This is a genomic window from Halovenus salina, from assembly GCF_026410925.1.
Lineage (GTDB): Archaea > Halobacteriota > Halobacteria > Halobacteriales > Haloarculaceae > Halovenus > Halovenus salina.
Map to the genome: position 1 here is coordinate 1,287,136 of NZ_CP112972.1, position 23,027 is coordinate 1,310,162.

Here is a 23,027-nt window from a genome sequence, read left to right on the forward strand (position 1 = left end):
ATGTCCCCGAAACCAGAGAAAACCGACAGCACAGACATTAAAACGATGAAACGCCGGACCTATCTCAAATCTGGCGCAACGCTCGCGGGCGCGGCGACGGTCGGGGTTGGCTCGACACAGACCGACTGGGGACCCATCGGCAACTCTCAAGCGTTGCTTGGAGGACTCGGAATTATCGGCCTCAGCTTTGTCGCTGGCGGCGTGGCGGGCTGGCTCGGTAACAACGCCCTCGAACCCTCGGAAAAAGAGTTTGAGGAAGCCCGCAAGAAGGAACTGAAGGCTCGACTCATCGGAGATTTCCGCGAAATCAAGAGCCGCGCAGACTCTCACTTGGACACGTTCGGGAATGTCAACCAGTTTATTAAAGAGTACGTTCGGAACAACGTTGCATTTGCTATCGAGGAGGCGGCCGCAACGGGCAAATCGCAATCTGAGGCGATTACCGCTGTCGAGGAAGAAGTTGACAAAAGTATCAGTTTCTGGCTCAAGCGACATGTCAAAGAATTTGAGGATATTATGACGCAACTCGGCCGACGGGCAACGTTGCTTGTGGATAACAATGCCGAGATGCTCGCAGCAAAGGGGGACGACCATTCTGCGAGAGATGGCGAAGTGCATGATTCGCTCCGCACTTATTTCAAGAATGGCGACCACACAACCCTCACTTTGCCAAACGGCCAAACTATTCAAACGGCTGAGATAGACATGTCCCGTTCCGGCAATAGCGACCCTATTGCGTCTTTGACTGCCGCGCCCGAACACGCTCCGGTAATTCGGACACGGCCAGAATCAGACCTCAACGCGGCTTCGATTCCGATTATTGATGTGAAAGAGTGGGTCCAGACCAAACAGGACCTCGAAGACCTCGCAGAGAGCGAGAAAGACAACGCGGCGGACCTCGTTTCGCAGATGTTCGAGCCACTCAAAAATGACGAGGTGGAAATCTCAAAATCGGCGTCTGCTCGGTCCGTTCTCGAAGCGTCTGAGAACGCCGACAACTACCGGCAGGCTGCCGGAACCTATCGGAGCATGTCAATCCCCGAGGCTCACTCACGCTGCAAGCTGGAGGTTGAGGGCTTTCTGATTGAGGGAATCTTGTTCCGCTCTGTCGGCGGGACGACCCTGCCAGCTAACAACCGAGTCAACCCTGCCGACACGCCCGGCAATATCGAGATTGCGGGCAAAATCTCAGACTCCCATCCGACGTACGGGCCCAAAGGATTCGAGCCGATGGAGATAACAGTGAATGTCGCCAGAGACGGGTCTGCTGCCGGGCTTGCTGATGTTGCGGTGGCTGACGCCGACAGTTGGCCGTCAGCCGAGGGCCTCAAGCTCTCCGACACCGCAGACGAGGGCGGAACGGCCACGCTGGCAGTGGATAGCCGTCTTGAGGCAGTCGATGTCTCAATTCAACATGATGGAAACCTCCACCATACCACGCTCGACCTGTCGGAGTCGTCGACCTTCGACGTGAGCTTTTCGGCAGGGACGGACAACCGGGCCAACACTCAAAACGGGCTGCTCGACTATCAGCTATCCAAAGGCGATATTGTCACCGGAGAGCTGACCGAGCCGTTCCAGATTGTCGATATCGAGGACGGCTCCGAAGCGTTGCAGTTTGCCGAACCGACGCTTATCACGACCGACCCAGAACACAACCCACAGCAGACGGCTAATAAGCTGCGGGAGAACTACCAGAAAGAGAAAGACGCCCGCAACGCGGTTGATGACGCATACGACGATGCAACCGGCGGCGGGGTGGGTCTCGGCATCGGAGACGGAGGCATTGCCGGGAAAGCTAAGAAACTCGTGGCCGCCGTGCTGGGCGTCATGCTCGGTCTGGTAGGCATCAATGCAGCAACAGGATGATGGTCTATCACAAAATCGCGGCCTGGGTGTTCACACTGTTTGTGCTCACCCTCTCCGCGCTCATTCTGTTCTCGGCAGGAGCGGCCGCACAACAAGGGGGTAACTCGACGGCCGCCCAAGAAGTCGAGCGCATCGACAGCAACACGGTGATAGTGAACTCGACGTTCAACGAGGAGACCGGCACGGCTACCGTCGTGCTCGAATCCGACATTCCGCAACAGGTGACCGTCACCGACGCCGGGGCGTTCTCTGTCGGCGGGTCCGTCGAGCGCCGAACCGTGCGCCTTCAACCGCGCGAGCGGGTGACCGTCACGCTCCAGGTAACCGAGGTGAACGGTCGGGTCGGTCTCGGCATCGAGACGAGAAGCCGACTGTACGCTCACATCATCGAGGTGCCGAACCACCTGTTCACGACTGACCCAGGCTGGGGTACCGTTCGGTTAGTCGGGTTCGGTTCCGGGCTCGGCGTGTTCGGCGCGGTCGTGGCCGAAGTGTTCCGCCGGAAGTTCTGGCAGAAAGACAACGTGAGGAAAGTCGCATGACCGAGACAGAGCTACACATTGACGCCGAGAAAACGCGGCGTGAACACACGGTTGAACTGCTGACGGCCTATCGCAACTGGATAGGTCTCCTAACCGTTCTCCTGTTGCTGTCGTTCGTCGCGCTCTGGTGGGCGGGCGCACTCCCGTCCGTGACCGTGCCCGAGAGCGTCCAGGCGACCATGCTCGCGGTGATCGGCGCGGCCGCGCTCGGATACTTGCCCGCGAGCAGGACGCTCGATTATTTGCACGACCCGCCGAAGCGGTTTGTCGTCTGTGTCGGCATGGCTCCCGAGCAAGCCGACGAGTACGACCTACCACCCAGGGCGTTCTTGCCGGGTCTCTACGAGTTGAGTCCGGCGGCGTGGGACCGTGTTCGTTCGCTCGACGGCGACCTCTACCAGTGGAGCGAAATGAAGTGGCCCACCTACGAGGTGCAGGCTTTCGACGAGGATTCGTTTCAGGCGGTCGGCACCTGGCGCGGTTCCAAGCCGGACAGCGAGCTTCTCCGGCGGGAAAAAGAGATTGTCGACCTGAGAACGAATCTCGAACAGGCGGCGGATACGAGTATTGATACCGAACTATCGATAAGCTCGAAGGTCCGGCAGGCAACGCGCGCAATCGGCCAGGCGCTCATCAGCGAGCACGCCGAAGCGTCGACCTACGAGGGCGAACAGGTGGCAGAAGTGTTGAGCGATATCCGCCAAGATATCGAGGAAGACACCGGCGAGAACCTGAAGAACGGAGAACAACCGATTGCACAGCTACGGTCTCTCTCCGAGATAGCCGACGGCATGGAGGGCAACGATGACACAGGACAATAGCGAACAGGTGACCTACGCCGCGGGGCAGCTGCGCGAGACTCTCCCCGACCTTGACGAGGCACACCCGCATGCGGGGTTGGTTCAAGACGACGGGAAACGAGACCTCATCAACTACCTCACCTCCGTCCACGAGGGCGATATCAGCGAGACCGAGATATACGGGGATATCGTTCGCAACGAGGCGACGGACTCGCTCACCGACGCCGTGAACGCGGGGAATGTCTCGGAAATGCAGTTTGCCGTGGGAATGGTCTCGCACGACGAGAGCGCCAGCGATGCGTCGACGCAGGCATGGCTTCGGAATGCTATCTTGGACGAAGCTTACTGCGGCTGGGTGACCGGCGGCATGGGTTCAGGTAAAACCGACTTCGCGCTCGACCGGGCCGACGACTGGCACCACGCAACGCGCGGCCGTGTCGCCACCAACATCCAGAGCGCGGCCGAACAGAACGACCCTATCGAGTACATCGGCGACTTCGAGGGCGTCGAATCGTTCTTCAAGCAATCGAGTACCGACGTGCTCTATGTCCTCGATGAGACCGACCAGCAACTTAGCGGCAAGGGTTCAGACCGGCAGGCGGCCGACGCCCTCGCCAATACGCTCAAGCTCGTGCGCAAGGGCGAGAGCGCCGAGAACACCCACCGTGGTATCCTGCTTATCGGTCAGTCGATACGCGGCGCGTCGAAGGAACTCAGGCGTTTGGTGACGATGAACGGGCATCTCTATCACAAGACCTCGAAGACCACCGTCGAAATCTACGGCGATGTTGTCTCGGGTGAACTGTCGTCGAAGACACCCACGCGGACGCTCACGGGAGTCAAACCCACGCGCTTCGGGTTCGACACCGGAGAGGAAACCGACTTCGACGTGAGCGGTGCCGTCGACGCCGACGAGGGCGAACTACTCGACGGCAAAGAGAAAGATATCAAGACAGCAATCCTCGCAGTAGAGAAGCAGGGCATGTCCTACCGAGAAGCCGCGAGTCTCACGGACTACGGCAAAGACTGGGTTGGTGACCGCTACCGAGAATGGCAGAACGGGGAACACGTCGGCGTTGTCGGAATGTCACCCAACGGAAACGAAATGCAGACAGCCGACGACTGAGATTCGACAGACGGCGCGCGGGTGCGTGCTGTCGTCTGTCGGCGGGCGAGCATATATACTATATATTGCGCGTTATGCGCGAAAATTCTATAATTGTGACTAGACTAGCAAGGATATATTTAGTATTAGACAGTACAGCATTTCAAATGTCGGAATTGTCCGCCCTAAGAGAAATTGGATTGGTCTTGCTTCAAGTAACTGGGTTAATGTTACCAGTCGTTTTTCTCACTGCACAATTCATCGAGAGAGAATCCGAGTCACTTTCAGACGCAACAAAAGAGAAAATGAGTACGGTGCTGTTGTATATGATTGGCTCTCTAACCGCAACGGGAGCTCTATCAAGTATTGGTTTGTTGGAAACGGGAATCAGAGATGTGTTCGTTTTTTTCGGCGTCTTATTCCTCACAGCGTTCTTTATATTATATGGAACTTTCATCATGTTATCCGTTCGTGATTAGTGTTGAAATTCAAATTTTCGCGCGCTCCGCTGCGGAGCGGTGCTGTGTGTTTTGATGATGTGGCCTTAGCCACACGTCTAAGGGGAAACCGGAAACTCGCTTTCCGGCTTTCCCCTCGGAAGCCCAGCTCGGGCGCACACGGTACTACGCGCTCGACCGTTCCGACCGTGCGTAACAGGGCGAGAAAAGAGCAAAATCAACCGGGAAACAGAGTACAGAACAGTGATGCCTCTACCCAGGGGTGGGCCGCTATCCGGGTTCCCACTCGTCAGCCGGTGGGTAGCCTGCTTCCCTCCATGCTTCCAAGTCGAAGATTTCCCGTGCTCGGTCGTTCTGCTGCTGTTCCTTCTGGTACGTTGTATCTCCCTTCCGGAACGCCGCACGGAGGTTTCTGAACCGCTCTCGGGTTCCGTCCGCCAATGTCACCTGGACGTGAATCCCGGCGGTCGTCGTCTCGACGTGCTCCTGATAGGTGGTTCGAATCTCCCGCAAAAGGTTCCGAGCCTCGTAGCGGTCACTCGGTTTGTACCCGACTTTCAGGAGCTTCCGACAGTCGTCTCGATCAACAACGGAGATTGCGTACTCCCGACGGAGACGGCTCCAGGCGTCACGTGCGTGTTCGTCAGCGGCGTCTGCTAACTCCATTGCCGTGCTCCCGATTTCCTGCTCGAACCGCTCGCCAGCGGCGCGCACGCGTTTCAGCAGTTCCTGCTGAACTTTCTTCGATTCCAGTTCCATCTCACCGTAGGTGTGGCGAATCAGGCCCTCCATGCGGTCGATGACAGTTCGAATCGTCCGGTAGGTGTTCCCCGTCTGTTCAGCTGCCTCCTGGGGCGACACCTTCCCGCCGTCGGTGAGCAACAGTTCTGTCACCTCCTGGTCCGTCTCGGTCATCTCACCCCACAGTTGCATCACGCGGTGTTCTTGTTCGCTCTCGATCTCCGGAAGCGGACACTGGACCATCTTCCGGGATTCGTGAGTGTTCTCGATCTGCCAGAACGGGTCGAAGGGAACGAAGATATTACTCTCGGCCGTCGTCGCAAGGCCACACCATTCCAGACAGTTCAGGATAGTTTCTTCGAGTTCTCGACGAGTGTCTTCCAGGTCAGACCATCGGACTGTCTTCTCGGTGATACTCGTCTGATATGCTACTTCGAACTTCGGGTGATATGGTGCTTCGTCGGGTTCGTACTGCTGGGGCTCTTTCGGGTAGTAGTGCTTGAGCTCCTTCCCCAGCTCGTGCCCACGCACTAATTCACCGGCTTTCTCGTCCTCGACCTCGGATTTGACCATGTAGCCAGCAATCTTCCGGTTGTCCTCAACGTGTTTCCGGTAGCCGCTCCGGTCCCCCTGAATGAGCGTGTGAGCGCGCGCTATTGGACCGTCCGGCGCGAACAGGGGGCCGCTCTCGTCTCGGTACAGCCGAACGTAGTACGCCAGGTCACCGATGTGACTGTCTGGGTGTGGGTTGTCAAAGTACCGTGATGAAATACCGTAGGCGTTCATCACCCGTTTCACGAGCGTCAGATACTCTTCGTGGGGGAAGTTGGATGCCTGCACCTGCACGTCGATATAGGGACCACCGTAATCCGGGACAGACACCTCCTCTCCGTCGGAAGTGAGTCCCGGCCAACGCGGACGAACAGTAATCGTTCCGCCCTTGACGCGTTTGTCTTTGTCTGCACGTCGCCCGGTGTACTTCGGAGAGTCTTTCGAGGTGAAATAGAACTGGAACTCGCGCACTTGGTCAAGTTGGAACTGAGGGCTATCCCACGGATCGAGTCCGCTTTTCGAGTAATCGAAACAGGTGGCCCACGTCTCTCCGAGAAACTGAATCTCTTCGGTGGGCTTCCCTTCTGACTGCCAGCGGTCACCCCAGTCTTTGATGAGGCTATCCATCGCGTAGTAGGGTGCGAGTCCGTGGTCCGTCACGTGGTTACTGGGGTGAATCCCGACTGTGAACCGAATATCTCCCTCGTGTGGCGCGCACTTGAGGACTCGGCTCATCGCCACTCACCCCTAGTATCAAATAGCGTGAGGGCGGATTGACAGATAGCGAGCGTGACGGTATTCACGATGACCCCTCCGTTTCAACGCGGGTGGTCGACCAGTCGACCTCGACGCGCTCGCTCGCTTCAACGTCGTAGAGGGTTGAGGCAGGTACGAACCCCTGGAAGGATTTACGCACCTGCCTCACCTCCGACTTTCTGGCGTGCTCGCGCCAGTAGATTCCCGACAGTGCCCGGTGAGCGGCCGGTCTTACGTGCGTACTCTCGTGGGCCGATACCGTCCTGTTCAACGGCTTCGTAGACCTCGCGCTCGGCCTCTGTCAGCTCCGATAGATTCCTTTCGAAGTGGAACAGCGACGACTGAAACGTCATCGCCACTCCCTCCCGAAACACTCCGGATTCTCACAGAGCTCGTAATGCCCCAGGTAGGCAGCGGCCGGGACAGTCGTGTACTCTTTGTCTGACTGCCGGATCGGGCACGCCGGGCGTGTGTCGTCGCTGTCAGGGTCCGGCCGGTGTAGCGTGTCGGCGTACCGAGACCGATTCCGCACGACAATCTCGGGAACGTCTTGCTCGACCTCACCGGCGGCCGTTTTACTCACGGCGACCACCTCCGGCTAACGAAAATCGCCCGACGGTGTGGTAATGTACTTTTAGAAAGTACAACTCCACATTTTCCAGCCAACTTCTAAATCTCGAATCGGCCGATTTCGGGCACTTTACCCGTCCGAGACAGAAGATTCTACTCGGACAGTAACACGTCGGAGAACGAATGGGCCGACGCGGATTTGAACCGCGGACCTCCCGGTTATCAGCCGAGCGCTCAACCTAACTGAGCTATCGGCCCAACTGAGTGCATCAACAGGTACCCGGCAGGCACTGTTAAACGTTACTTTTCTCACCGAGAGTCGTCCACATCCTCGAAATCCACGTCACTGGTCGCCTCGAAGCCGTTTTCGTCGGTTTCGGACCCTTCGGGCTCGGTCGGACCGCCGCCGGGGAACCCACCGACGTAGACGTTGCCGGTGGCGAAGCCGCCGGTCTTGTCGTCGGCGTAGGGGACGACGACCCACTTTTTCAGCGCCAGGCGAACGGGGTACCGCGTCAGCGGCAGCACGAGCACGAAGCCGATGGCGTCGGTGACCAGCCCTGGCGTCAGGAGGAAGGCACCAGCGACCAGGAGCAACGCGCCGTCGAGCAGTTCGTTCGTGGGTGCTTCGCCGCGGGCGGCCTTGCGCTGAATCTTCGCGAGCGTGTGCCGCCCCTCCAGCCGGACGAGGAAGACACCGAGCAGGGCGGTCAACACGACTAACAGGACGACGAGTTGCCAGCCCAGGACGCCCGTCAAGACGACGAGAAACAGCGCATCGAGCAACGGAATCAACAGCAACAACCCGATGAGTCTGAGCATACCGGCTTTTTTCTCCCCGCACCCAAACGCTTTTCGAGAGTGGTCACCGCCGACAGTATTTTGATAGGCGGCACACCACACCCAATATGACATCTGGAGGGCTATCAGCCCGGCTCACGCCGCTGTTTGCGGTCGTGACGCTCCCGCTTGGGATTCTCACGGCGCTGTTCGTCAGTCTGCCGGCCGCGGTGGCCGTCTTCGTCATCGGCTGGCTGTTGCTCACACCTGCTTCTGCCGTCCTGTTTGGCCCACCAGAGGCGGGACCAGCGTGGGCCGATGACGAAGTCAGCGACGTGGTCGAACAGGAGATGGCAGCGGCAATGGACGACGCCGACACGAACACGTCGACAGACCCAGTCGAGGAACTGCGCGAGCGCTACGCGCAAGGCGAAATAGACGAAGTCGAACTCGAACGCCGCCTGGATGCACTACTGGAGACTGAAGACGTGACAGGAGACGACACAGAGCGAATTAAGCGGGCGGTCGAGAACCTCGACACCGAGTCCTCGACGGGGGACGAGTTGCTGACCGACCGCGAGTGACTACTGGTACATACCCAGGGGTTGGGCCTGCGTGCTCTCCTCGTTTGCCTGGTTCATCTGTTTTGCGAGCTTCTCGCGTGCGCTTGCAATCTCTTCGGCCTGGTCAACCAGCTTGTCGGTACTAATCTCGATGTCGGCAAACGGTTCGATGGCGTCAACGAGGATTACCCGCGCCGACTCGGGGTCAGGGAACTGGCGATTAGCCTGGACGACGAGGCCAACGGCGTCCATCCCCTGCTCGCATGCCTCGGCGAACAGCGCGCCGGTCGGTCCGGTCACCATTCCGTTTTCAGTTGGTGTCGGAATCTCGTGTGTGTCGAGCATGTCGAGGCCGTCACCACACCCCATTCCGTACAGTTCGGGGCGTCCGTCTTTCTCCTCGGGAAGCCCGCTCAACAGTACCGGCGTCGCGTTCTCCTCGGCGAACCAGCCGGTCAGACAGTCGGCGAACTCGGGCGCAGCCTGTGGCGAGACCGGCACGTCGCTCTGGAGGACGAACAAGTTGCGTTCCTCGTCACCATAGATACGAACGGGCGGGCGTACCTCTTGCTCCCCGTCGCTGTACACCGCAACGCGGGGCAGTCCGTCGCAGTGACAAGAAGCGTAGTAGGTCATATCGAACGTCTCGACGAGGTGGTCGGCCGCAATCTTGCCGACTAACCCGACACCAGGGAGTCCTTCGACAAGTATCGGTTCTGTCAGACCCAGGTCGGTGTGTGTCTCGATGTGTGCCATATTTCGACCGACGACTGCCGGCAACTTAATACTCTGCGTCGACGCTAACCCCCTGCGGCTGAGCTGGTGTGTCGAACAGCAGCGACAGCGAGAATCCGCCAGGGCGCGAGCACGACAAGCCCGAAAATGACGTTTACGACGACGAACACCGGTCCAGCACCCCCGGGGAACAGCTGTGTCCCACGGATGAGTGCCCCCACGAAGGCGATGACAGCCCAGCCTGGGAGGAGAATTGTCAGCGTCTGGCCGTAGCTTCGCAGGGTCTGGCTCCGGTACAGCCCGATGAGAGGCGCGATAGCGAGCCACGCAATCAGAAACGGCGCGAGCGTCTCGGCTGTGTGAACTGGAACCTCCCAGGCACGGAGATTGTGGGCGTACAGCCCCCACGTGATGAACAGGAGCAACCCGAACAGGTCCCCGAGGAAGACGAGCGCGGCCGCGGGTGAAGCCGGTAACCCTGGCCTGACACCGAGTGTGCGGACGTGACGAAGCATCGTCGATATCTACTCAGGAGTCGACACGTATCAGTCTCACTCTATCGAGGCGCTACCGCGGCCTGAGACGGCTGACCTGCTGGGATGGAGTGACCTCGCCCTCGTCGAGCAGTCGGTCGATTCGTTCGCTGATGGGTGGGTGCGTCGACAGCCGTCGGTCGCGCTGTTCGGTTTGTTCGTCGTGGATATACAGCAAGGATAGCAGCCCCTGACGCGGCGTCGTTGCGCGGTGGATTTTCGCCAGCGCCCCGGCAAGCGCTCTCGGATTGCCCGTGAGCGCGGCTGCGCGTTCGTCTGCGGCGAACTCCTGACGGCGCGAGTAGGCGAGAAAGCCGAGCGCGAAGACGGAGAACAACACCCCGAGACCGAGGATCACCACCTGCCTGACATACCCCGCGAGCCCAAAGCGCGAGCGACCCGGCTCGCCAGCTATCCACGCCCCGCCTCGTTCGACACCGGCGAGCAGAACGATTGCGGGGAACAGCAACACCGAGATGGCTCCGACGAGGAGGCGCGCCCCAGTGAGTCCAAGCGTGTTCCAGAGGGTGTCGAGCCGTTCCATGTGTGCGATTTCGTGTGCCAGAATCCCTTCGAGTTCGTCCATGGTGAGTAGCTCGAACAGCCGCCGGTCGAGGACAACGACTCCTGTCTTCGGGCCGCCAATCGAGAGCGCGTTGGGCGCGCCTAAGTCGGCGAGCAACAGCGTCGGTTGGTTGGCCTGTGCGTCGAGACAGAGGCGTTCAAGCCGGCGGTACACCTCTGGCGCGCGCTCGACCGGTATCTCGGTCGCGTCGAGACTGGCGACGAGACGGACCGTCCCGATTCGATATCCTGCGTATCCCACGACGACGACCATACCCAGAAAAACAACAACGATCGTGACTAGCCCGGGAGGGTCGGCAAGAACCCACTGGATCACGATGAACCAGGCGACAGCGACCGCCGCGTAGACCGAAAGGACCGCGATGCCAGCTGCAACCATGGCGACCCGTCCCAGCAGTCCCATATGGCTACTTTGCCCACGGCACACAAAACCGCTTAGGTCCCGGTCGCCCGCACTCTTATAACGGGAGACGTCGAAAACGACCTACAGGCGACTGGTGACATGTCCGAGGAGGATCCCAGCCCATCAGGGCCCGACGAGCAACGACCGAGCCGTCATGAGGAGCTGCTGGCGGCGCTAGGAGAGCCGGTCTGCTCGTTCGACACGGGCGGGCAGATCGACTACGCCAACGCGGCATTCGAGCGCGAGTCGGGATACGCGCTGGATCAGGCCGAGGACCGGCCGCTGACTCTTGTAGTCGATGACAGCGATGCACAAAATCTTCTGTCGGCCGTCGACGAGATTCAGTCGGCAGGGGCACCACGGCAGACCGTCGAAGCGACGCTTCGTACACAGGATGGGGAGACGAAGCCGGTCGAGTGTACGGTGTCCGTTGTCGGTGACGACCTGGCTGTGATGGTCCTTCACGATATTACCACACACAAGGCACGAGAGCAGCGTCTCTCGAAGTTCGCGAGCGTCGTCAGCCACGACCTGCGCAACCCACTCGATGTCGCACTCGGGCGCGCCGAAATGTTACCCGAAATAGCCGACGTGAGCGAAGAGAACCACGCGCATCTTGAAGAGATATACGACTCCCTCACCCACATGGAACAGCTCATCCAGGACGTGCTGACACTGTCACAAGAGGCCCACGAGAGCGCCGAGACCGAACCCCTCGAGCTGGCGGCGGTCGCCAGGGACGCCTGGGAGAATGTTGCGACCGGTGAGGCGACGCTGACGGTTCGGACCGATGTCACGGTGCTCGCACACAGGACCCGGCTGCTCAGGCTCTTCGAGAACCTATTTCGAAACGCCGTCGAACACGGGAGACAGACCAACGGAGAACCCGCCGACGAGAACGGCGACCCCCTCGGCGTCGAGGTGGAAACAGTCGACGACGGTGATTCGGTGGGATTCGCCGTCGTTGACGACGGCCCCGGTATCGACGCGACCGACCAAGAACACCTGTTCGAGGGTGGGTACACCACGGCAGACGACGGGACGGGACTTGGACTCACCATCGTCGAAGAGATTGCCGATAGCCACGGCTGGACGGTACAGGTCGGAGAAGCCGAGGAGTCGGGTGCTCGATTCGAGGTGATTGGTGTCACGGTCGCTCGCGGCAACGATTCGAAAGCTTGAGAAGTGTCTATGTCGGTATATTTGGGTATGGAACTTCGGGTCATCGACAAGCAGGAGAACGAGCTCTCTATCGAGATTGCCGGCGAGGACCACACGTTCATGAACGTCCTCAAGGGAACGCTGCTGGAAACCGACGGCATTACCGCAGCAACCTACGACGTAAACCCAGAACAGTCCGGTGGCCAGACCGACCCTGTTCTGACGATTAAGACCGAGGGGGGTGTCGACGCCCTCGACGCCCTCGAAACGGGCGCAGAGGAGGTCATCGAGAAAACGACCGACTTCCAGGAAGCCTACGACGCCGCAGTCTAATTGTTCACGCCGCACAGACGAACTGGCCGAGATACAGCCGTCCGTCGACAGTATGAATGTCGACGCCGACGGCGTTTGCTGACTGCGTGGGTTCGAATCCGCGCTCAGCCACCGCAGTTGCGAGCCGCTCGCCTAGCTCTTGGGCAGTCCCGTCGTCGATAGATAACTGCTCGTCGCTGAACGTTATCGGCGTTCCGCGCTGGCATTCTTCTCCGAGGAACTCGCTCACCTGCTGGTCTGCGGGGAGACTCCCGTTGGCGAGTAGCGTCTTGACGAGGCGTTGGTTGTAGAACGTCGCCACCTTGTCGAGGTGGTCACTTCGGTCGAGTTGTGGACCGCCAGCCGCGTCGAGTTCGTCGTTCAACGTCGCCACGTAGGCAGATTCCACGTCGGCGAGAGAAACAGTGCCAGCCGACGTCGCGTTCCCGGGCACACCGTCGACATCCGGGATACCACCCTGGTCGAATCCGGGGATATCGAGCACCCCAACGAAACCGAGCACGACGACGCTTGCAACAGCAAGTGTCACGCCGAGCGCGAGGATATACCGGGGCGTGGCAAGGTCGAGATACCCCGGCGCAGACAGTTCGGACTCGTCAACATGTTGGCGCTGTTTCTCTAGGGTGGGGTTGCCACACCGGCTACACGGCGGCGCGTGTTTGGGGTGTTCCCGGCCACAGTCGGGACAGACCCAGACGATTGTCGCCTCCTGGCTGCCCTCCTCGGACAGGTCAGTCTGGCGAACGACCGCCTTCTCGAACTGGCCGTGGCCGCAGTTGTCACAGGGCGGGTCGTCTTCCTCGTGGGGTTTGCCACACCACTCGCACCGCCATTCCATTGGGTTGAGCTAGGGAAGTTCACTCTAAAAGGCTGGCGTTCCGGCGGGTGTATTTCCGTCTGAGACAGAGGGCAGTGGCGCTGTACCAGGACAGGAGACCAGTTACAGCCGGACGGGAACGCCACGTTCGTCGAGGTACTGTTTGACCTCGCCGATAGAGTACTCGCCGAAGTGGAAGATAGAAGCCGCGAGCGCGGCGTCGGCGTCGGCCTCGGTGAACACCTCGTAGGCGTCTTCGGGACCACCACAGCCTGAGGAGGCGATGACGGGCGTCGACACGGCGTCACAGACCGCGTTCATCAGCGGGATGTCGTAGCCGTCTTTGGTGCCGTCGGCGTCGATGGAGTTGACGAAGAGTTCGCCCGCGCCGCGGGCTTCCGCCTCGCCGGCCCACTCGACAGCGTCGATACCGGTACCCTCGCGCCCGCCTTTGACGGTGCACTCGAACCAGCAGGACTCGCCGTCGACCTCGACGTAGTGTTCGCCCTCCTCATCGAACCGGCGGCGCGCGTCCACCGAGATGACAATACACTGGCTACCGAAAGCTGACGCCCCCGCCTCGATGAGGTCCGGGTTTTCGAGTGCGCCGGTGTTTATCGACACTTTGTCCGCCCCGGCCCGCAGGGTCTCTTTGATGTCCTCGCGGGTCCGGATGCCGCCGCCGACGGTTAGCGGGATGAACACCTCGTCGGCAACTGCCCGGACCGTATCGAGCATCGTCTCCCGACCTTCCGCCGAGGCCGTGATGTCGAGGAAAACGAACTCGTCGGCACCGGCCTCGTTGTACCGCTTTGCCATCTCGACGGGGTCGCCCGTGTACTCCAGGTCCTCGAAGTTGACTCCCGTGTACACCGCCGGATTGCCGTCGTCGTCGACATCGACATCGATACAGGGGATGATGCGTTTTGTGAGTGTCATGCGAAGGGGGTCTCGTGCCCGAATCTTTCGGGTGACTCCACGTAGACCTTTCTATCACACACCTGGCAGCTGGAGCAGACAGATTCCCCGTTCCCGAACGTTTAATTGCGCGCCGTTTCGGGATATGTGTATGTCAACAAGCACGGTCCGTGGAACAGTCAAAGGGTTAGCACACCGGGCGAACCCTGCCTTTGCCGGCGGCGTCGTCGCCGTCGCTATCCTGGCACTGGGCTATGCTCATACGGTCGCATCGCTCGAACAGCACACATACGTCCACGTCATGGCGGGCGTTCTCTGGACGGGCATCGACATCTTCATGGGCGCGGTACTGGGGCCGGTTGTTGGCGGGCTCGACGACGAGGAGAGCGCGGCGATTTTCAGTCGACTTACGCCGAAGACCACGTTTCTGCTCCCGTCGCTTGCCTTTGTGACCATCGCGACGGGCATCACGCTCTCGACCAGACTTGGGCTGTTCGAACACGCCGAACCCTGGCTGGCGCTGTTTACCGCGGTCAATCTGATTCCGATCGTGCTGTTGCTGGGGTGGCGACTCGACGCCTGGGACGACCGGCGCTGGCAGACTCTCTTCGCTGTCGTAACCGTTGCCTCGCTGGCCTGGGTCGGGCTGACCATCGGCGAGTTCGAGATGACCAACCACGCTATCGCTGTCGCTCTCGGGTTGGTGACAATTCTCTCGGTCCAGGGCTTTGGCTTCTTGTTGCCCGGTGAGTTGCGGATGTACCGGGAGATGACCTCCGCGAACCCGGACCCCGGTATCATCAGCAGTATCGGGAAACAGAACGCCATGCTCGGCGGCGTCCAGGGCGTCGTCCAGTTGTTGCTCGTCGCCGTGATGGTCTCGATCCGCTACGGCGGCTTCTAGCTTGTGTCCGTTGCTGGCCTTGCTCGGAGGGCAGCGTGAGAGTGCGATCGTTTCGGTGTTGCCGACCGAAATAAACGGCAGGCCACCGTCCGTGGAGGGTTCGGACAGACGCGGTCGTCTCAGGTGTGCTCAGTTGACCACAGATGTACGACGACGCCGCCGGACCCGCCGAAGACAAGCGGGTAGGCGATGCCAGCCAAGAGCACGGCCTCCGTGGGGTCGAGCGCGACGAAGGCGAACTCAGCACTGCCCGCGAGCGTCGCCAGCACGACCACTACAGCCGGGGCGTAGCCGAGCACCAGGGCGGCCCCCTGGACTGCTGCCTTCTGGCGGGACACGTCCGACTCAACCACGCGACGGGCCGACCAGCAGAGCACGACCGGTGGGAGGAGGTAGTAAGCCACCAGCGGGACCACCCCGACGCCAGCGACACCCATCACGACCCCGTCGGTGACCCCGGCGTGTGCGCTCAGGAAGTCCCCGAGCGTTCCGAGAAACAGCGTCTCTAGACCGACGCCGGGCACGGTCACGTGTGCCGTCGAGACCACGTGAACTCCCAGAAAGAGCACGACTCCCGCGTAGGTGCCGAGAGCGGCGACGAAACCGTATCCCGCCGCTCGTAGCGGGACCGCTCGTCTGCGCTCTGCGTGCGAGCGGTCGCCTCTCTCGTGTGGCTGCATATCCACCGTTCAGGAATCACCGCTGATAAACGCTCGGAGCCGCCGCCTCGCCGAACAGTCGGTTCCGGCTACCGGTGTGCTTTGATCTCCTCGGCGATGTCGGACATTTCGTCGTCCGAGAGGTCCTCCAAGTCGAACAGCCGGTGAATCGACTTGGGGCCGTCCGCGGCGGTCTGTGGGACGATGTGGAGGTGGACGTGCGGAACCTCCTGACCGGCGTCCTCGCCGTTGTTAATCGCGAGTGTTGTCGCCGTGGCGTCTGTTGCTGCCTCGACAGCATCGGCAATCTCGCCCGCCGTCGAGAACACGTCACCAACCAGTTCGGGCGGCATGTCGTTCAGCCGCTCGTAGGGCTCTTTCGGGACCACGAGCGTGTGCCCGGGCGCGAGCGGGTTCGCGTCCAGAAGCGCGTAGGTTGTCTCGTCCTCGTAGACCTTGTAACTCGGTATTTCGCCCTCGATTATCTGTTCGAAGATGGTCTTCTCGCCCATACCTGTGTGGTCGCTCCCCTCCGCAATGAAGATTTTCCTGGATCCGCCACACCGCCAGTCGGCGGCAAGTATTATTAAAATATACACTAGATGTTACCAATATATACCATAAGAAACCCCGATTGGATCAGTTGGATTAATAAGACTGGCTCCGTAGGTCGACATAATGAGCGACCGAGCTATGAACACGACGACACTCCGTCTCTCAGTTCCCGACATGGACTGTGCGTCGTGTGCCGGGACTGTCGAGGCCGCGGTAAGCGACTGCGAAGGCGTTACGGCGGTCCAGCCGGCGGCGGCAACCGGGCGCGTCACCGTCGAATACGATGACAAGCAAATCGGCAAGGACGCAATCGTCGCGGCCATCGAGAGCGCGGGCTATGAGGTGGCCGATGCCTCGGGGACAGATGCAGAGCGTGGATTCGGCGATATCTGGCTGAGTACTCGCGCGCTCAAGACCTGGGCCAGCGGACTGTTCCTGTTCGCAGGCCTTGTCGCAGTTATCGTTCCTGCACTCGATATCGAGGTGGTAAGCGTACTCGGAACGCCACACCGAATCGAGGACCTGCTCTTTCTGGCGGGGGCAGCCGTCGGCGGCGAGGTCATCCTCCGGAACGGCGCGGTTTCGGTCCGGAACCGCCAGCTCGATATCGACTTTCTGATGAGCGTCGCGATTCTCGGTGCCGTGACGGCGAGTCTCGGATTTGGTGAGGCGCTGTACTTCGAGGCCGCGACGCTTGCGTTCCTGTTCAACATCGCCGAACTGCTCGAAGCGTACTCGATGGACCGCGCGCGAAACTCCCTGCGAGAGCTGATGGACCTCTCGCCCGACGAGGCACGCCTCCGTCGTGATGGTCAAGAGATGACGGTGCCAGCCGCCGAGGTCGAAGTTGGAGAGACAGTCATCGTCAAGCCGGGGGAGAAAATCCCCGTCGACGGCGAGGTGCTCGACGGCGAGAGCGCAGTCGACCAGTCACCGGTCACCGGCGAGAGTGTCCCGGTCGATAAGACGGCTGGCGACGAGGTGTACGCGGGTACCCTCGTCGAGGGCGGCTATCTCGAAATCGAGACGACGGCAGGGGCCGGCGAACACACCCTCGCACGCATCGTCGACCTCGTCGAGGACGCGGGAACGGGAACGACCGACCGCGAGCAGTTCGTCGACCGATTTGCGGACTATTACACCCCGGCCGTGGTGGGGCTGGCAGTGCTGGCGGTGGTCGGCGGACCCCTGGTCGCAGGGGGTGTCCAGACTTGGTTTGTCCGCGGGCTGACACTGCTCGTGTTGGCCTGTCCGTGTGCCTTCGTCATCAGCACGCCCGTCTCGGTCGTCTCTGGTATCACGAGCGCCGCACGCAACGGCGTCCTCATCAAGGGCGGCTCACATCTCGAAGCGATGGGCGAGGTCGAGACGGTCGCGCTCGACAAGACCGGCACACTCACGAAAGGCGAACTGACCGTTACGGACGTGATTCCGCTCAACGACAACACAGAAGCCGACGTACTCCGGTGTGCTCACGGCCTCGAACGTCGGAGCGAACACCCAATCGGCGACGCAATCGTCGACTACGCCGACGGGCGAGACGTGGACGAGGCCACAGTCGAGGATTTCGAGGCGCTGACCGGCAAGGGCGTCCGGGCGACTGTCGGCGGTCGGGACCACTACGCGGGCAAGCCGTCGCTGTTCGAGGGGCTCGGATTCGACCTCTCGCACGTGCACGCGGCGACCGACGGCGGTGTGGTTACCACCCGCTCACAGGAACTGTGCGAGCGCAACGACTGTCTCGACCTGCTCGCAGAGACGGTTCCCGACCTCCAGGCCGAGGGCAAGACGGTCGTCCTCGTCGGCAACGACGACGAGCTGGAAGGTGTCATCGCGGTGGCCGACGAACTGCGAGCCGGCGCGGCCGAGACCGTCGCCCGGCTCCACGACCTCGGCGTCGAGCGGGTCGTCATGCTGACCGGCGACAACGAACGCACCGCGCGGGCAATCGGCGAGCAGGTCGGTGTCGACGAGGTTCGCGCCGAGTTGCTGCCCGAGGACAAGGTTGCCGCAGTCAGAGAGTTCGAGGACGGCGGTGTCGCGATGGTCGGCGACGGGATCAACGACGCCCCCGCCCTCGCGACCGCGACCGTCGGCGTGGCGATGGGAGCCGCCGGCACCGACACCGCCTTAGAGACGGCGGACATCGCGCTGATGAGCGACGACATCGCGAATCTGGGCTACCTGCGCTCGCTCTCGGGACAGGCAAACAGCGTCATCCGACAGAACATCTGGGCGAGCCTCGGAGTGAAGGCGCTACTCGTCGTGTTAGTCCCCTTCGGATACGTCCCCATCTGGGTCGCCGTGCTGGTCGGCGACGCTGGAATGACTGTCGGTGTTACAGGCAACGCGATGCGCCTCTCTCGAATTACGCCGTGAGCCGGGAGGGCCATACAGCGTATCACAGTGCGATTCTTGGCCGGGAGACAGTGATAGAATTACCCAGTTGCGCTGTGCAGTCAGCAAAGCAATTGATACGGTCGTTCGTGATTCTTTTCGGGACCGGGTCGACATATCGATAGTTTCAGGGACTGAAGCAGCCGAATAGTGACGGCGTGGCGGTAAAAAGTCACGAACGACCGTATGAGTTTCTTACAGAGAGACTTCGGTGAACCATTTATTTTATTGTCGAATCAACCACCGAAGTGTCTGTGATAATAACATTGGCAATTGTGGTTCTCGTCGTGGTGGTTATTCTGCCGATACTACTATTCGGGGGCACGCACCTCTACAGAGCGTTCCGTCTCAGACAGAACGACCCGGATGATATCCAGACCGTCAGAACAGCCAGCGACGGTCTCGTCGAGTTCACCGGAACGGCGGCGGAGCTCAACGGGACTGTAACAGGAAAATACTCTGAACAGGAGTGTCTGGCGTATGCGTGGGAGCATCATGATAGAGACGCGGGCAGCACCGGTGATAACCGGGAGTCCAATTACCATATGGAAGACAGAGGGACCGAAGGCGAACCGTTTCACGTCCGCGATGAGACCGGAACGGTAGGGGTCGACCCCACAGGAGCCAACATCTACGCCACGGAAGATGAAGATGAGTGGAAAAACCGGGAGCGAATACACAAGGAACGGCGAATCGAGGCCGACGATCGACTCCACATTTATGGTCACAAACAGACTCTCGTCGAGCGACAGGAGGGTCTCGAAACCGAGTCCACCTACGTCGGGAGCAACACACACGGAATGGGTAAACTCGGGAAGATACGAACTCGCCCACACATCACCGTCGGACATTTACTGGGGATCAGTTCTGACCTACACATCACCGTCGGGGGCGAGTCAGACGCCATCAAGCGGTTTGGTGTCATTGGCGGGTTTTTCACCGCTCTCGGTCTGATTCAGTTCGTCGCCGCGGGATTGGTTATCTTTGCGTCTCTCTGACAGGTAGGTGCGGTGGGTGTCGCCACTTGTCCCGTCTGCTCACGACGCAACGATGCGTCGTCTATCAGCCCTCGTGCCATACCCACAGCTTCGAACTTCTCGTAACCGTCGGATCAACCCGAACTGAGCGCCGGGACGGTCCACTGGTATCTCGCCTGTGGGTCCGTTCCCGCGGTAGTAGCCGGAATCAGTCCAGATTCGGTCGGAAACGCAATCGAAGAGTATAATTCAAACGTTTAGCACGAATTGTCGGGCATCTGTACCGAGTAATTGTACTCGATCAAGAGAACAGGCAAACGGCGCTACGACGCCGGGTACGACGCGACTACAGCTCGTGAACGGTCACGTCAAGGTCGCCGTCCTCGGCGGTCACAGTCACCATCGTCGGCCGGTCGGCCGGGTTCGCGCCAGTCACACTGCCGGGGTTCAGGATGCGGACCCCGTCGTAGACGGTATCGGTCAGTTCGTGGGTGTGGCCGGCGACACCCACCGCGTCGTCCGTCGTCGCATGCTCGGCGACGGCGTCGGCGACACGTTGCTCCCAGCCACCCCGTGAGCCGGTGCCGTGTGTGACGACGAACTCGACGCCACCGACTTCGACGGTCGCCACGGTCGGTAGCCCAATCTGTGGGTCCATGTTGCCGTGGACGGCCGTCAGCGCCGGCGCGAGGTCCTGGGCATCTGCGAGCGCTCCTTTCGAATCGAAATCACCCGTGTGGATGACGTGGTCGACGCTCCGGATGGTCTCGAGGAACGAGTTGGGGATGTGTGGCTCCCGCGAGGGAATGTGGGAGTCACCCAAGAGTGCAAGCTCCATGTTCGCCGTTCCGTCGGCGGTCGACAAGAAGGTGGCGTCCGCCGTCAGTTCGAGTCGCTCACGATTTTGACCACGTCGCCCTCCGTGAGTTCGTGGTCGTCGCTGATGCGTCTCCCCTCACAGGCGTCGACAGCGTGGATGTAGCCGTCGCCGATGTCGGAGTGGACGGCGTAGGCAAGGTCGACAGGTGTCGAGCCGCTCGGCAGAAGGTGTGCGTCGGGGAGCATCCGACCCTGGGCGTCGGTCCAGTGGGTGTCATCCTCGACGGGGTAGGCGGTGATGTGGTCGAGCACGTCGTAGACGACGGTGTCGAGTGCCTGCTGGACGCCAGTTCCGCCGTACTCGGCCATCACCTCCCGTATCTGTTCGAGCCCCTCGCGTTGCTGGCCGCTCACGTCTCCGACGATATCGAAATCGTCGTCGCCGGGGTTGTAGTCGATGACACCGGCGTCGGCGGCCCGCCTGAGCGCGAGTTCACCGTCGGCCGTCGCGGGCACCACTAGCTCTGCGGCCTCGCGGAGCCGTTCGATGTTCTCCTCGGGCGCGATGTCTGCCTTGTTGGCGACGACAATCTGTGGCTTGGTCTCGGCGCGGATATCGGCCGCCAGCTGGGTCTGGTGGTCGTCGGTCCACTCGCGGGGGTCCTCAGGATAATCGAGGTCTCGAAGAACGCGCGCAACGTCGGTTTCGGTCGCGCCGACGCCGGTCAGCATCTCCGCGAGCGCGTCGTCGATGTCAAAATCGGGGGAGCGAGACTGGCGTTCGATTGATTCCCAGTTGCGCGAGACGATGGCCCCGAGCCACTGGTCCATCTCGGTCTCGATGAAATCCACGTCCTCGACGGGGTCGTGCTCGCCGACCTCGATTGGCTCGCCCTCGGCGTTTGTCGCGCCTGCGGCGTCGACGACGTGGATGATGGCGTCGGCGTCGGTCAACTGGTCGAGAAACTGGTTGCCGAGCCCGCGCCCCTCGTGTGCCCCGGGAACGAGTCCAGCCACGTCGAAGAGATCGACCGGAACGTATCGTATCCCGTCCTGGCAGTTGTCGCTGTCACACCGGCTATCGCGGTCCTGACAGGGACAGACCGTCCGGGCGTAGCTCACCCCGCGGTTGGCGTCGATTGTGGTAAAAGGATAGTTCCCGACCTCGACGTCGGCCATCGTGGCCGCCGTGTAGAACGTCGACTTTCCGGCGTTTGGTTTCCCCGCGAGCGCAAGCGAGAGCATAACCCCGTCTACTCTGGGGAGAAGAAATTCACTTTCGGTTCAGAGCCGTCTTAGGGCCCGTCGACTTCTGGGGAGTCGCCGCCGTCGGTCCGAGGACCATCCTCGGGGAGTGGACCCGCCTCGTCGTGGTCCAGCTCGGCGTCTTCAGACTCCCCGTTCACGTCGGAGTCCTCAGCATCGGTCTCGTCTTCGGAGTCGATAACGGCGTCGTCGACCACCGGCTCGGAGACGATTGTCATCTCCTCGCGGGCGCGGATTGCCCCCTCGACCTCGGCGTCGCGGTGAATTTCGACGTAGCCGCCGGAGATGTCGCCGCGCACGTGCGTATCAGGGCCGACACGAATCGTCCCACTCCGGGTAGTGACGTTGCCGGTTACCTCCGTTCCTGCGCCGACCGTGATACCCTCTTTGGCGCGCAGACTGCCGAAAATCTCGTTGTCTCGGCCGACGACCAGCGACTGCGCGCGGATGTTGCCGTGGAGACGACAGTCGTCGCCGATACGCCCGGGCGTCGAGACACGCCAAGCGTCGTCGCTGACGTGACTCCCTCGTGGAACGACGACGGGCTCGTGTGTCCGTTCGTCCTCGACGACAGCGCTCAACAGCTTCTCGGCCTTCTCCTGCTCGCCGACACGGAGTAGCTGCGAGAGGTAGACGAAGAGGAAGACAATTGTCGGCATCGGATTGCGGATGACAATCCAGCCGTTGGCGTCGAAGCCGTCCTCGATGTCCACATCGTCACCGATGTCGAGGTTGCCGGCGACGCGTAGCTCGCCGCCGATGTGGACGCGCTCGCCGAGGTAGGCGTCCTCGCCGACGAGAACGTTATCGGCAACGTCACACCACATATCGAGACGGCAATCTCCCTCGGCCTCGATATGGCCGCCGAAGCTGACACGTTCACCAGCGATGACGTTGCCCCCGCGAACGCCGAACTCGATGGTGCTCTGGCCCCCGGCAATCACATCGCCGTCGGTTACGAGGTCGTGTTCCTGGACGTGAGTCTCGTCGGGAACGACGAGTTCGTCCAGCGGGTCGGAGCGAAGCGACGGCACAGTTCTAGACGCGCGTTCCGCAATATTAAAGCCCAATGCCGCGTCAGACGGTCGTCTGACGACTAGGGGAACGTCCAGGAAGGTCGGCACCTCAGAATGTCGTAGAAGTAGAAATACCAGAACGCACAAGACAAAAATGGCGCACTATGCTATCAGAGAAAGCCAACTCACGATTCGATATGTGTGCCGTTTTTC

General features: G+C 60.9%; 24 protein-coding genes and 1 tRNA gene. 10 read left to right on the forward strand and 15 right to left on the reverse strand.

Annotation, left to right across the window (positions count from 1 at the left end; genetic code table 11):
* Positions 1 to 45: 45 nt before the first annotated feature.
* From OSC37_RS06535 to OSC37_RS06550, 4 genes are read left to right on the forward strand one after another with little or no spacing between them, the layout of a single operon-like run.
* Positions 46 to 1,869 carry an Env/VP5 family phage fusion protein gene (locus OSC37_RS06535; protein WP_267163794.1) on the forward strand — a complete coding sequence of 608 codons (1,824 nt, stop codon included), beginning with the start codon at positions 46 to 48 and terminating at the stop codon, positions 1,867 to 1,869.
* The gene (locus OSC37_RS06540; RefSeq protein WP_267163795.1) at positions 1,866 to 2,411 is read left to right on the forward strand and encodes a DUF8063 family protein; all 546 of its coding nucleotides are present in this window, start codon (positions 1,866 to 1,868) and stop codon (positions 2,409 to 2,411) included. The genes OSC37_RS06535 and OSC37_RS06540 overlap by 4 nt, the downstream gene beginning before the upstream one ends.
* Complete coding sequence (locus OSC37_RS06545; protein WP_267163796.1) at positions 2,408 to 3,232, forward strand: DUF8125 domain-containing protein; 825 nt, start codon at positions 2,408 to 2,410, stop codon at positions 3,230 to 3,232. The genes OSC37_RS06540 and OSC37_RS06545 overlap by 4 nt, the downstream gene beginning before the upstream one ends.
* Complete coding sequence (locus tag OSC37_RS06550; protein WP_267163797.1) at positions 3,216 to 4,337, forward strand: hypothetical protein; 1,122 nt, start codon at positions 3,216 to 3,218, stop codon at positions 4,335 to 4,337. The genes OSC37_RS06545 and OSC37_RS06550 overlap by 17 nt, the downstream gene beginning before the upstream one ends.
* A 707-nt stretch (positions 4,338 to 5,044) precedes the next feature.
* On the opposite strand, the gene OSC37_RS06555 is transcribed toward OSC37_RS06550, so the two are convergent.
* The 5 genes from OSC37_RS06555 to OSC37_RS06575 form a co-directional block, all read right to left on the reverse strand.
* Positions 5,045 to 6,802 carry a DUF7845 domain-containing protein gene (locus tag OSC37_RS06555; protein ID WP_267163798.1) on the reverse strand — a complete coding sequence of 586 codons (1,758 nt, stop codon included), beginning with the start codon at positions 6,800 to 6,802 and terminating at the stop codon, positions 5,045 to 5,047.
* A gap of 173 nt (positions 6,803 to 6,975) precedes the next feature.
* Positions 6,976 to 7,176 carry an RNA polymerase sigma factor gene (locus tag OSC37_RS06560; RefSeq protein WP_267163799.1) on the reverse strand — a complete coding sequence of 67 codons (201 nt, stop codon included), beginning with the start codon at positions 7,174 to 7,176 and terminating at the stop codon, positions 6,976 to 6,978.
* Positions 7,173 to 7,406, reverse strand: coding sequence for a hypothetical protein (locus tag OSC37_RS06565; protein WP_267163800.1), 234 nt, complete (start codon positions 7,404 to 7,406; stop codon positions 7,173 to 7,175). Before OSC37_RS06565 ends, OSC37_RS06560 begins: the two co-directional genes overlap by 4 nt.
* A gap of 171 nt (positions 7,407 to 7,577) precedes the next feature.
* A tRNA-Ile gene (locus OSC37_RS06570) sits at positions 7,578 to 7,651 on the reverse strand.
* Positions 7,652 to 7,702: 51 nt separating this feature from the next.
* Positions 7,703 to 8,215, reverse strand: a complete 513-nt coding sequence (locus OSC37_RS06575; protein ID WP_267163801.1) for an FxsA family protein — start codon at positions 8,213 to 8,215, stop codon at positions 7,703 to 7,705.
* Positions 8,216 to 8,301: 86 nt separating this feature from the next.
* Here OSC37_RS06575 and OSC37_RS06580 point away from each other — a divergent pair, with 86 nt between their 5' ends.
* Complete coding sequence (locus tag OSC37_RS06580) at positions 8,302 to 8,757, forward strand: SHOCT domain-containing protein (protein ID WP_267163802.1); 456 nt, start codon at positions 8,302 to 8,304, stop codon at positions 8,755 to 8,757.
* Here OSC37_RS06580 and OSC37_RS06585 read toward each other — a convergent pair whose 3' ends face one another.
* Genes OSC37_RS06585 through OSC37_RS06595 form a run of 3 tightly spaced genes read right to left on the reverse strand, consistent with a single transcriptional unit; the run spans position 8,758 to position 10,992 of the window.
* On the reverse strand, positions 8,758 to 9,492 hold the full coding sequence (locus OSC37_RS06585) for a proteasome assembly chaperone family protein (RefSeq protein WP_267163803.1): 735 nt from the start codon (positions 9,490 to 9,492) through the stop codon (positions 8,758 to 8,760).
* A gap of 44 nt (positions 9,493 to 9,536) precedes the next feature.
* The gene (locus OSC37_RS06590; RefSeq protein ID WP_267163804.1) at positions 9,537 to 9,986 is read right to left on the reverse strand and encodes a DUF3054 domain-containing protein; all 450 of its coding nucleotides are present in this window, start codon (positions 9,984 to 9,986) and stop codon (positions 9,537 to 9,539) included.
* 52 nt (positions 9,987 to 10,038) lie between these two features.
* Entirely contained in the window at positions 10,039 to 10,992 is a 954-nt protein-coding gene (locus OSC37_RS06595; RefSeq protein WP_267163805.1) for a M48 family metallopeptidase, read from the reverse strand.
* A 99-nt stretch (positions 10,993 to 11,091) separates the two neighbouring features.
* Between OSC37_RS06595 and OSC37_RS06600 the strand changes: the two genes are divergently transcribed.
* Positions 11,092 to 12,174 (forward strand): ATP-binding protein, encoded by a 1,083-nt coding sequence (locus OSC37_RS06600; RefSeq protein WP_267163806.1) that lies wholly within the window; start codon positions 11,092 to 11,094, stop codon positions 12,172 to 12,174.
* Between the two features lie 27 nt (positions 12,175 to 12,201).
* Entirely contained in the window at positions 12,202 to 12,486 is a 285-nt protein-coding gene (locus tag OSC37_RS06605; protein ID WP_267163807.1) for a DNA-directed RNA polymerase subunit L, read from the forward strand.
* A gap of 4 nt (positions 12,487 to 12,490) precedes the next feature.
* Here the strand turns inward: OSC37_RS06605 and OSC37_RS06610 are convergent, their stop codons facing one another.
* Together OSC37_RS06610 and hisF are read right to left on the reverse strand one after the other, a co-directional pair.
* On the reverse strand, positions 12,491 to 13,324 hold the full coding sequence (locus OSC37_RS06610) for a zinc-ribbon domain-containing protein (RefSeq protein WP_267163808.1): 834 nt from the start codon (positions 13,322 to 13,324) through the stop codon (positions 12,491 to 12,493).
* A 102-nt stretch (positions 13,325 to 13,426) separates the two neighbouring features.
* Positions 13,427 to 14,242 carry an imidazole glycerol phosphate synthase subunit HisF gene (gene hisF, locus OSC37_RS06615; RefSeq protein ID WP_267163809.1) on the reverse strand — a complete coding sequence of 272 codons (816 nt, stop codon included), beginning with the start codon at positions 14,240 to 14,242 and terminating at the stop codon, positions 13,427 to 13,429.
* Positions 14,243 to 14,372: 130 nt separating this feature from the next.
* Here hisF and OSC37_RS06620 point away from each other — a divergent pair, with 130 nt between their 5' ends.
* The gene (locus OSC37_RS06620; protein ID WP_267163810.1) at positions 14,373 to 15,125 is read left to right on the forward strand and encodes a hypothetical protein; all 753 of its coding nucleotides are present in this window, start codon (positions 14,373 to 14,375) and stop codon (positions 15,123 to 15,125) included.
* Between the two features lie 119 nt (positions 15,126 to 15,244).
* On the opposite strand, the gene OSC37_RS06625 is transcribed toward OSC37_RS06620, so the two are convergent.
* Together OSC37_RS06625 and OSC37_RS06630 are read right to left on the reverse strand one after the other, a co-directional pair.
* Positions 15,245 to 15,805 carry a DUF7978 family protein gene (locus tag OSC37_RS06625; RefSeq protein ID WP_267163811.1) on the reverse strand — a complete coding sequence of 187 codons (561 nt, stop codon included), beginning with the start codon at positions 15,803 to 15,805 and terminating at the stop codon, positions 15,245 to 15,247.
* Between the two features lie 68 nt (positions 15,806 to 15,873).
* The gene (locus tag OSC37_RS06630; RefSeq protein ID WP_267163812.1) at positions 15,874 to 16,296 is read right to left on the reverse strand and encodes an HIT family protein; all 423 of its coding nucleotides are present in this window, start codon (positions 16,294 to 16,296) and stop codon (positions 15,874 to 15,876) included.
* A gap of 166 nt (positions 16,297 to 16,462) precedes the next feature.
* Here OSC37_RS06630 and OSC37_RS06635 point away from each other — a divergent pair, with 166 nt between their 5' ends.
* Positions 16,463 to 18,718: a heavy metal translocating P-type ATPase gene (locus OSC37_RS06635; protein ID WP_267163813.1), complete on the forward strand. Its 2,256-nt coding sequence runs from the start codon at positions 16,463 to 16,465 to the stop codon at positions 18,716 to 18,718.
* Positions 18,719 to 18,990: 272 nt separating this feature from the next.
* Positions 18,991 to 19,734 (forward strand): hypothetical protein, encoded by a 744-nt coding sequence (locus OSC37_RS06640; RefSeq protein ID WP_267163814.1) that lies wholly within the window; start codon positions 18,991 to 18,993, stop codon positions 19,732 to 19,734.
* A 325-nt stretch (positions 19,735 to 20,059) separates the two neighbouring features.
* Here the strand turns inward: OSC37_RS06640 and OSC37_RS06645 are convergent, their stop codons facing one another.
* Genes OSC37_RS06645 through OSC37_RS06655 form a run of 3 tightly spaced genes read right to left on the reverse strand, consistent with a single transcriptional unit; the run spans position 20,060 to position 22,856 of the window.
* On the reverse strand, positions 20,060 to 20,551 hold the full coding sequence (locus OSC37_RS06645; protein ID WP_267163815.1) for a metallophosphoesterase family protein: 492 nt from the start codon (positions 20,549 to 20,551) through the stop codon (positions 20,060 to 20,062).
* Between the two features lie 44 nt (positions 20,552 to 20,595).
* Complete coding sequence (locus tag OSC37_RS06650; RefSeq protein ID WP_267163816.1) at positions 20,596 to 21,777, reverse strand: redox-regulated ATPase YchF; 1,182 nt, start codon at positions 21,775 to 21,777, stop codon at positions 20,596 to 20,598.
* 50 nt (positions 21,778 to 21,827) lie between these two features.
* A complete protein-coding gene (locus OSC37_RS06655) occupies positions 21,828 to 22,856 on the reverse strand; it encodes a polymer-forming cytoskeletal protein (RefSeq protein WP_382186828.1) in 1,029 nt (342 codons plus the stop codon).
* Positions 22,857 to 23,027 lie beyond the last annotated feature (171 nt).

Coding starts and splice junctions, on each gene's coding strand:
- OSC37_RS06535 (WP_267163794.1), top strand. CDS start 46: ATGAAACGCCGGACCTATCTCAAATCTGGCGCAACGCTCGCGGGCGCG.
- OSC37_RS06580 (WP_267163802.1), top strand. CDS start 8,302: ATGACATCTGGAGGGCTATCAGCCCGGCTCACGCCGCTGTTTGCGGTC.
- OSC37_RS06555 (WP_267163798.1), bottom strand. CDS start 6,802: ATGAGCCGAGTCCTCAAGTGCGCGCCACACGAGGGAGATATTCGGTTC.
- OSC37_RS06545 (WP_267163796.1), top strand. CDS start 2,408: ATGACCGAGACAGAGCTACACATTGACGCCGAGAAAACGCGGCGTGAA.
- OSC37_RS06630 (WP_267163812.1), bottom strand. CDS start 16,296: ATGGGCGAGAAGACCATCTTCGAACAGATAATCGAGGGCGAAATACCG.
- OSC37_RS06635 (WP_267163813.1), top strand. CDS start 16,463: ATGAGCGACCGAGCTATGAACACGACGACACTCCGTCTCTCAGTTCCC.
- OSC37_RS06560 (WP_267163799.1), bottom strand. CDS start 7,176: ATGACGTTTCAGTCGTCGCTGTTCCACTTCGAAAGGAATCTATCGGAG.
- OSC37_RS06610 (WP_267163808.1), bottom strand. CDS start 13,324: ATGGAATGGCGGTGCGAGTGGTGTGGCAAACCCCACGAGGAAGACGAC.
- OSC37_RS06650 (WP_267163816.1), bottom strand. CDS start 21,777: ATGCTCTCGCTTGCGCTCGCGGGGAAACCAAACGCCGGAAAGTCGACG.
- OSC37_RS06595 (WP_267163805.1), bottom strand. CDS start 10,992: ATGGGACTGCTGGGACGGGTCGCCATGGTTGCAGCTGGCATCGCGGTC.
- OSC37_RS06540 (WP_267163795.1), top strand. CDS start 1,866: ATGATGGTCTATCACAAAATCGCGGCCTGGGTGTTCACACTGTTTGTG.
- OSC37_RS06600 (WP_267163806.1), top strand. CDS start 11,092: ATGTCCGAGGAGGATCCCAGCCCATCAGGGCCCGACGAGCAACGACCG.
- OSC37_RS06550 (WP_267163797.1), top strand. CDS start 3,216: ATGACACAGGACAATAGCGAACAGGTGACCTACGCCGCGGGGCAGCTG.
- OSC37_RS06585 (WP_267163803.1), bottom strand. CDS start 9,492: ATGGCACACATCGAGACACACACCGACCTGGGTCTGACAGAACCGATA.
- OSC37_RS06605 (WP_267163807.1), top strand. CDS start 12,202: ATGGAACTTCGGGTCATCGACAAGCAGGAGAACGAGCTCTCTATCGAG.
- OSC37_RS06575 (WP_267163801.1), bottom strand. CDS start 8,215: ATGCTCAGACTCATCGGGTTGTTGCTGTTGATTCCGTTGCTCGATGCG.
- OSC37_RS06645 (WP_267163815.1), bottom strand. CDS start 20,551: ATGGAGCTTGCACTCTTGGGTGACTCCCACATTCCCTCGCGGGAGCCA.
- OSC37_RS06625 (WP_267163811.1), bottom strand. CDS start 15,805: ATGCAGCCACACGAGAGAGGCGACCGCTCGCACGCAGAGCGCAGACGA.
- OSC37_RS06620 (WP_267163810.1), top strand. CDS start 14,373: ATGTCAACAAGCACGGTCCGTGGAACAGTCAAAGGGTTAGCACACCGG.
- OSC37_RS06590 (WP_267163804.1), bottom strand. CDS start 9,986: ATGCTTCGTCACGTCCGCACACTCGGTGTCAGGCCAGGGTTACCGGCT.
- hisF (WP_267163809.1), bottom strand. CDS start 14,242: ATGACACTCACAAAACGCATCATCCCCTGTATCGATGTCGATGTCGAC.